5 protein-coding genes are annotated in these 7,070 nt (G+C 55.3%); 3 read left to right on the forward strand and 2 right to left on the reverse strand.

The window, feature by feature from the left end; genetic code table 11:
• Positions 1-390: hypothetical protein (locus JJB74_RS33615; RefSeq protein WP_234485053.1), on the forward strand; the 390-nt coding region annotated here is incomplete at its 5' end.
• Between the two features lie 166 nt (positions 391-556).
• Here JJB74_RS33615 and JJB74_RS32665 read toward each other — a convergent pair.
• Positions 557-2,548, reverse strand: coding sequence for a PAS domain-containing hybrid sensor histidine kinase/response regulator (locus tag JJB74_RS32665; RefSeq protein ID WP_200598723.1), 1,992 nt, complete (start codon positions 2,546-2,548; stop codon positions 557-559).
• Between the two features lie 1,040 nt (positions 2,549-3,588).
• Here JJB74_RS32665 and oxlT point away from each other — a divergent pair.
• Entirely contained in the window at positions 3,589-4,893 is a 1,305-nt protein-coding gene (gene oxlT / locus JJB74_RS32670; protein WP_200598726.1) for an oxalate/formate MFS antiporter, read from the forward strand.
• Between the two features lie 354 nt (positions 4,894-5,247).
• Here the strand turns inward: oxlT and JJB74_RS32675 are convergent, their stop codons facing one another.
• Positions 5,248-6,000 (reverse strand): SDR family NAD(P)-dependent oxidoreductase, encoded by a 753-nt coding sequence (locus JJB74_RS32675; RefSeq protein WP_200598724.1) that lies wholly within the window; start codon positions 5,998-6,000, stop codon positions 5,248-5,250.
• Positions 6,001-6,119: 119 nt separating this feature from the next.
• Here JJB74_RS32675 and JJB74_RS32680 point away from each other — a divergent pair, with 119 nt between their 5' ends.
• The gene (locus JJB74_RS32680) at positions 6,120-6,974 is read left to right on the forward strand and encodes a LysR family transcriptional regulator (protein ID WP_200598725.1); all 855 of its coding nucleotides are present in this window, start codon (positions 6,120-6,122) and stop codon (positions 6,972-6,974) included.
• Positions 6,975-7,070: the final 96 nt, after the last annotated feature.

Here is a 7,070-nt window from a genome sequence, read left to right on the forward strand (position 1 = left end):
TGCTCTTCGCTCTCCAAGACCATCCGCACCGCACGCTCGATGACCTCGGGTGAATATTTGATTGCTCTCTTCTTCATAGCCCCATTCTCTCAAATGTTGGGGCCTCCTCGTTTTCCGGGGCGGTTCAAAACGCTGCTTCAGAAGCTTCAGGTCTTGTCCAAGCCATCGAAGCCCATCGCCCAGGTAGTGTGCTCATCAACATCGGTTGTCACTTTGCGGCAAAGGGCAAGCCACGACGAACAAGGTCAGAACCAGGTCGGGCTATGTGTATGGCGCAGGTGCAAACGCGCTTTACCAGACCAATACGGTCAGGAGCCATCGCGCGATTCGGTTCAGCCGGTAGGACTAACCCCACAGGCATACTACTTGAAAGCGATTTCCAATCATTGAGACAAAACGTCCCAGTTGAAAACCGTACAAGCTGAAAATCCACCAATCCGGTTGCCGCGATTGACCGCGGATTCGTATAGGCAGTTCACAACTCTTTGGGCCGCATTAAGGATGGATGCGATGAAGTTCTTCAAGAAAATAAAGGGCCGGCCCTCACATCTCCATATCAGTCGGAGTACGCAGCTATAGCTGCCAGATAGGAGCGCAGTTCATGGATGTCGACCGGCTTGGTGAAGTGTCTGTTGAATCCTGCCTGCGCAGTTCGCAAGCGGTCCTCGGCTGCTCCCCAACCTGTTAATGCGGCAAGACGAACCCCTTTCAGCGTAGGGCTGGAACGCATCGCCTGTGCTGTCTGGAAGCCATTCAGATTAGGCATCCCGAGGTCCAGCAAAGCGAGGTCCGGAGCCCACTCCCGCGCGATGAGAAGTGCCTGTTCGCCGTCGGGGGCCGTGCGTACCTGATGACCATCCATTTCAACGATATGGGCCAACATGCTGAGAGCGTCCTCGTTATCGTCGGCCAGCAAGATACGCAAGGAACGTATCGAAGCCGGCTCGTGTGCGGCAATGTTGATAGACGAAGCGGCAGAACCAGCGGCAGGCTGTGCAATATGCAGTCGTATGGTGAACGTACTTCCGTGGTTCAAGCCTGCGCTTTCGGCCGAGATCGTCCCCCCGTGCATCTCTGTCAGCCGCTTGACCAGGGCAAGGCCAATGCCGAGTCCTCCCTGGGCATACTGACCATCGCGGTTCACCTGGTTGAACATGTTGAACACGCGAGGCAGTGAGTCAGAAGAAATTCCGATGCCATTATCGGTTACGACAATGCTCGCCCATTCGGCTGTCGCAGTTACCATCAAGTCGATTTCGCCACCCGGCAAGGTGTACTTCGCCGCGTTGCTCAATACGTTGACCACGACCTGCACAATCCGATTGATATCGGCGTGAATCCAGATCGCTTCGTCCGGGACATGGGCTGAAAACCGATGTCGCTTGGCCTTCAGCGCAGGGTCGACCATTTCGATGGCCTGCGACACGACATCCCGGATCGTGACGTAACCCATCTTGAGGGCGATCTTTCCCGTGGTGACGCGTGACAGGTCCAGCAGGTCATCGACGAGATGCACCAGGTGGTTGACTTGCCGGCTCATCATTGTGCATATCCGTGCTGTCATGGCGGTAGGCTCTCCGCTGGCGGCGATCAGATCCAGTCCGGTACGGATAGGTGCAAGCGGATTGCGCAGCTCATGCGCAAGGATCGCGAGGAATTCCTGTTGCCGGCGATTGGTCTGCGTTAAATCATCCGCAAGACGTCGCAAATTTTCTTCGATGTGCTTGCGCGGCGTGATATCGACCGCAACACCCGCAAAGCGCTTCTCGCCAGTATCTTCATTCGTGAAAACACGTCCTTTCACGGCGACCCACACTGTCGTGTTGTCGCTATCGGTCAACCGATATTCTTCTTCATACGGTTGTTCCATTTCCATCGTATTAGCAATGGCACGCAGTACTCTCGGTTGATCTTCCGGGTGTATGCGGTCCGTGAACGTCGACAAAAGCAACTCACCGCGCTCCGCAGCGCTCGGATCGACATGAAACAGGCGCGCAAAACGTGCGTCCACGGTCGTGGCCAGTGTCTGCATGTCTACTGACCAGATGCCGATACTGTCTGAAGCTTCCAGCGAAAGCTGCAATCGGTCTTCGCTCTGCTTCAACAGCGTCAGCGATGACACTTTCGTGGTCGTCTCGAACACGGTGCACAGCACGCCGGCGACACCACCTTGGTCATCGCGCACTGGACTGTAGGAGAAGGAAAAATACGTCTGCTCCGGATATCCGTGTCGGTCGACAACGATAGGAAGATCGTCGAAGTAAGAGGTTTCCCCGGCATAGGCCTTTTCTGCGATCGGCCCCACCACAGGCCACGCCTCGGACCAGAGGTCTTCGAAGCGCCGACCGAGAGCATGCGGTTCCTTAGAACCGAGGATGGGTATATACGCGTCGTTGTAGAACGCATAAAACTGATTGGTCCAGACCAGGAACATCGGGAAGCCGCTGTCCAGCGCCATGCCAAGCGCGGTGCGTAGCGTCATCGGCCAACGATCGATGGGTCCGAGGGGATGAGAAGACCAGTCGTAGGCAGCGATCTTCCGCGCCATGACGCTATTCCCGAGAAAGGGCAGGTTCACTAGATGTCGGTACCAGGAAATAAAACCAAAGTCTCAAAAGGATACGCATTCTACTGCGTGTCGCTTGCTTCACGGTCATGCAGTTGTTGGTACAACGACTTTCGACGTCGTCGAGGGAAAGGAGGGTTCACGGCTGTTAATGCCGGACCCCGCTGTTCTGACCGTTGGCAGAAGTTGATTGGCTCTTGCCCGCTTGTCGATGCAATGGCTGGGTGCTTGGCATGCTTGCATTGACTACATAAGCTTCGACGGAGCGACGTCACCTCCGTTTACGCGACCTGATTCGAAAACTAGTCAAATTGGTTCCCGACATAGACATTTGCGTGAACTCAAAGATTTTCGATTTCCATCACTCGATTTGTTCATGTACGGGTTGAGGGTTGGCGCAACCTCCTCTACCTCATGATTAGCCAGCACCGGCGCGCTTGATACCCAACACGATCCATAGCGATCCAACACTTAACGCATGGGCCATAGCCATGGGTCGCCACATCGTGCAATCAAAAAATTGACCGCGGTCAATTACAGCCAAGTTTCGGCGGAATACGTTTGCGCAAACACATTAACCGTTTGTACTGTATTTCGCGACAAGGTCGCTTTTTCTTATCTCTTTGTAATTAATGCGTTCGTAACCTCATCTTTGCAAGGCCTTACTGCCATGCTGAAACCACCGCCCAAACGGACGAGTATATGTCTCCTCAGCTTCAAGCGCGCGGATTGGACATCATCGCGGCACCCAGACCCGACTGTAGTAGAGACGGCCCATGAAAAGTAATGCTGATCTTAAGCAAGCACCGCATTAAAGCCTGCGCGCTCAGGAATCCATAAAACAAGACCGGACCATCCGGCACATTGAAAGCAAGCACCTGTAAGTGATGTTGATCTGTTGCTCAGTGGAGATGCGTTTTGCTTATTTGCACCATAAAGCACAGGTAGTCATACGTTTGGCCTTTTCTATCAGGAGACATGGTATGAGCCAAGTATTACAGACACCACAAGAACTATCTCAAATGCAACCCGCCCCTGGCGGAATACACGGCCGCTGGGCGCAACTGGTGATCGGTATCGTCTGCATGGCGATGGTCGCCAACCTGCAGTACGGCTGGACCCTTTTTGTCAATCCCATGGCGGACACCATGCACTGGACCAAGGCCGCGATCCAGGTTTCCTTTGCTGCCTTCGTGCTCACGGAAACCTGGCTCGTGCCACTTGAAGGTTGGCTGGTCGACAAATTTGGCCCGCGACCGGTAGTGCTGGTCGGCGGCATCCTGGCCGGCCTTGCCTGGGTGATCGATTCGATGGCTACGTCTTTGCCGGTGCTTTACGCTGCTGGCGTCATCGCTGGCATTGGGGCGGGGTGCGTGTACGGCACGTGCGTAGGAAATGCGCTGAAATGGTTTCCAGACCGTCGTGGACTGGCAGCAGGATTGACCGCAGCCGGTTTCGGCGCAGGCGCGGCATTGACGGTCATTCCGATTGCCAACATGGTTAAAACCGCTGGTTATCAACATGCCTTCCTGACTTTCGGCTTAATCCAGGGCATCGTCGTTGTCATCATGTCTCTCTTCCTGATTCGTCCGGTAACCCGCGCTTTTGTCAGTACCAGCAAGGTCAACATACAGAGCAAGCGTAGCTACACGCCGAGTCAGATGTTGAGAACGCCGGTGTTTTGGGTCATGTACATGCTGTTCGTACTTGTCGCGGCCGGCGGTCTGATGGCAACCGCGCAGATTGCGCCTATTGCCAAGGATTACGGCTTGGCCAAGCTGCCCATGCATTATTTCGGGGCTGTTCTGCCGCTGCTGACGGTGACGCTATCAATCGATAGCCTTTGCAATGGATTCACACGCCCATTGACCGGCTGGATATCGGACAAAATCGGGCGCGAGAACACCATGTTCATGATGTTCGCCGGACAAGGCTTGGCAATGATCGGCTTGATGAGCGTAGGCACTAATCCTTACGCATTCATCTTCTGCGCCGCGCTGGTTTTTCTTTGCTATGGCGAGATCTTTTCGATCTTCCCGGCAATTTGCGGCGACACCTTCGGCTCGAAAAGCGCCACAGCCAACAATGGCACGCTCTATACCGCGAAGGGCACCGCTTCCCTGCTGGTTCCACTTGCCAGCATTCTGAAAACGGCAACCGGTAGCTGGCATGCCGTGTTCGTCTGCGCGTGTGTCTTTGCATTGATCGCAGCCGTCGCATCCAAGCTGGTGCTCAGCCCGATGCGCAAGCGCTTCCTCACGGAGAGCAATGCAGAAACCTTGATTGTTCCCATCAACCAGAAGCCGAATTTTGCGGCTGATAGCTGAAGTCATGACACGGCGAGATGCTATGGCAGTGACGATGCCGTGGCATCTGCCGTGCTTGAGTTATCGAACATGCGCTGAAACTTTTCCGGCATCCTGCCCGGTGTCTTGACGCCGCGTCTGGCCACCAGCGGCGCGCATTTGAACAACAGCCGGATGACCATTGCGTTCGGCTTGATGCCGACAACAGCAGGCAGGCATCAGCATCGGCAAACGCCCCCCGTTAACGCTCTTGATTTTGGCGCGCGTGATTTGTATCGAACGCCAACAGCATGCGTATGCCGTCGGGCCGTCATTCAATGCAAAGCGGACCTCTTCCAGCGTGTGAGCGCTCAGGTAGCTTATGCGGATCCAGTATCAGACTTGAGCGATGCCGCCGTCGACCGCGAAGTCGATGCCGTTGACGTAGCTGGCATCGTCGGAAGCAAGAAATACCGCAGCTTTTGCGATCTCATCGGCATCAGCGACCCGTCCCATCGGGACTTGAGCAGCCAGTGCATCCAGCAAGCCTTGCTGTTGTGCTGCATCCGGACCGGCCAGCTCAACCAGACCAGGAGTTTTTACCGGGCCGGGACTGATGGTGTTAAAGCGGATATTGCGGTCTTTGACATCCAGGATCCAGTTGCGCGTAAAGGCGCGCACCGCGGCTTTGGAGGCAGCGTAGACACTGAATGCCGCCGTGCCCGTGTGTGCTGCAGACGATCCGGTCAAGATGACGGAAGCGCCATCGGATAGAAGTGGCAGTGCTTTCTGCACGGTGAAGAGAACGCCTTTCACATTGCGGCCGAAAGTATCGTCAAACTGTTCTTCGGTGATCTGGCCCAATGGCAGCATGGAACCACCACCGGCATTGGCAAACACGATGTCCAGTCTTCCTTTACTACGCTTGATGGTGGCAAAGAGGTCATCAAGGTCCGCAAGCCTGGAGGAATCGACCTGGATGCCGGTAGCATTGCCGACCAGGGCAACGGCAGCGGCCAGTTCCTTCTCCCGGCGTCCAGTGATAAAGACATGCGCTCCCTCGCTAGCGAAACGCTTGGCCGTTGCCAAGCCAATTCCCGATGTTCCCCCGGTAACGAGTGCGATTTTTCCATTGAGTTTCTGCGACATGATGGTGCTCCTTGCTAAGTCGGTTGAAAGCTTGGTTGTCTACTGGCAGGGAGAAGCTTATCGAGGTCAGTATCACTTTAAAATAGAAATAATCGAAAACCATCGTTGCAAATTTGCAGATGCAAAAAATTCCTGACTTCGAAGGACTGGCCATGTTTGCCAAAGTGGTGGAGGAGCGCTCGTTTGCCGCCGCTGCAAGGGCAATGGATGTGTCTGTCGCCACCGTTTCCCGAGCAGTGAGTCGTCTGGAGGAGCGCCTGGGGGCGCGCCTTCTCAACCGGAGCTCACGCCAGTTGGCCTTGACGGCATTCGGGCGCACGATTGCGGAAAGCGCTACCCGCATCTATCGCGATGCTGAAGAAGTAGAGGGCGTGGCCCGGGAAATGTCAGTACAGCCGCGCGGGCTCGTGAGGCTTGCCGTACCGATGTCGTTTGGTGTGAAGTGGGTAGCGCCGCTCCTGCCGGAGTTCTTAACCGCCTATCCGGACGTGTCGATCGATTTGCACTTGTCTGATGCCGCGGTCGATCTGGTGGGAGAGGGATACGACGCAGCACTGCGAATCGCAGTGCTGCCGGATTCTTCGCTGGTTGCAAGAAGACTGTGTCCCGTCTCCAGGGTCGTTGTTGCGGCGCCCAGCTATCTGGAAAAGCATGGAAGGCCCGGGCGACCGAAAGATTTGAACCCCAGGGATTGTCTCGGTTATGCCTATCGGGCGAGCAATGATGTATGGCGGCTCACCGATGGAAATGGCACGGAAGAGTCCATCGTGCCGGAAGGACGCCTGCGTGTCACGAATTCCGATGCCATGATCCCGACCATCCTTGCCGGACTAGCGGTTGCGGAGCTGCCCGAGTTTATTGCAGGGGAATATATACGGGACGGATTAATGGAAGCCATCCTTACCGACTGGACGATGGCAAAAGGTGGACTGTATTTCATCACGAGCTATAGTCGGAAGTGGTGTACGAGGTGAAGTCTGAAGGCGGGCGGAAGGCGGTGAAGGTTTTTGTTGGAGAATTTGATTGTCGAAGTCAAAGCCACCAACAGAGGAAACCCCCACCATGCAGAA

Source organism: Noviherbaspirillum pedocola (assembly GCF_016632335.1).
Classification (GTDB): Bacteria; Pseudomonadota; Gammaproteobacteria; order Burkholderiales; family Burkholderiaceae_D; genus Noviherbaspirillum_A; species Noviherbaspirillum_A pedocola.

Excerpts from the sequence above, each read along its gene's own strand:
- oxlT (WP_200598726.1), top strand. The coding sequence starts at position 3,589 with ATGCAACCCGCCCCTGGCGGAATACACGGCCGCTGGGCGCAACTGGTG.
- JJB74_RS32675 (WP_200598724.1), bottom strand. The coding sequence starts at position 6,000 with ATGTCGCAGAAACTCAATGGAAAAATCGCACTCGTTACCGGGGGAACA.
- JJB74_RS32665 (WP_200598723.1), bottom strand. The coding sequence starts at position 2,548 with ATGGCGCGGAAGATCGCTGCCTACGACTGGTCTTCTCATCCCCTCGGA.
- JJB74_RS32680 (WP_200598725.1), top strand. The coding sequence starts at position 6,120 with ATGCAAAAAATTCCTGACTTCGAAGGACTGGCCATGTTTGCCAAAGTG.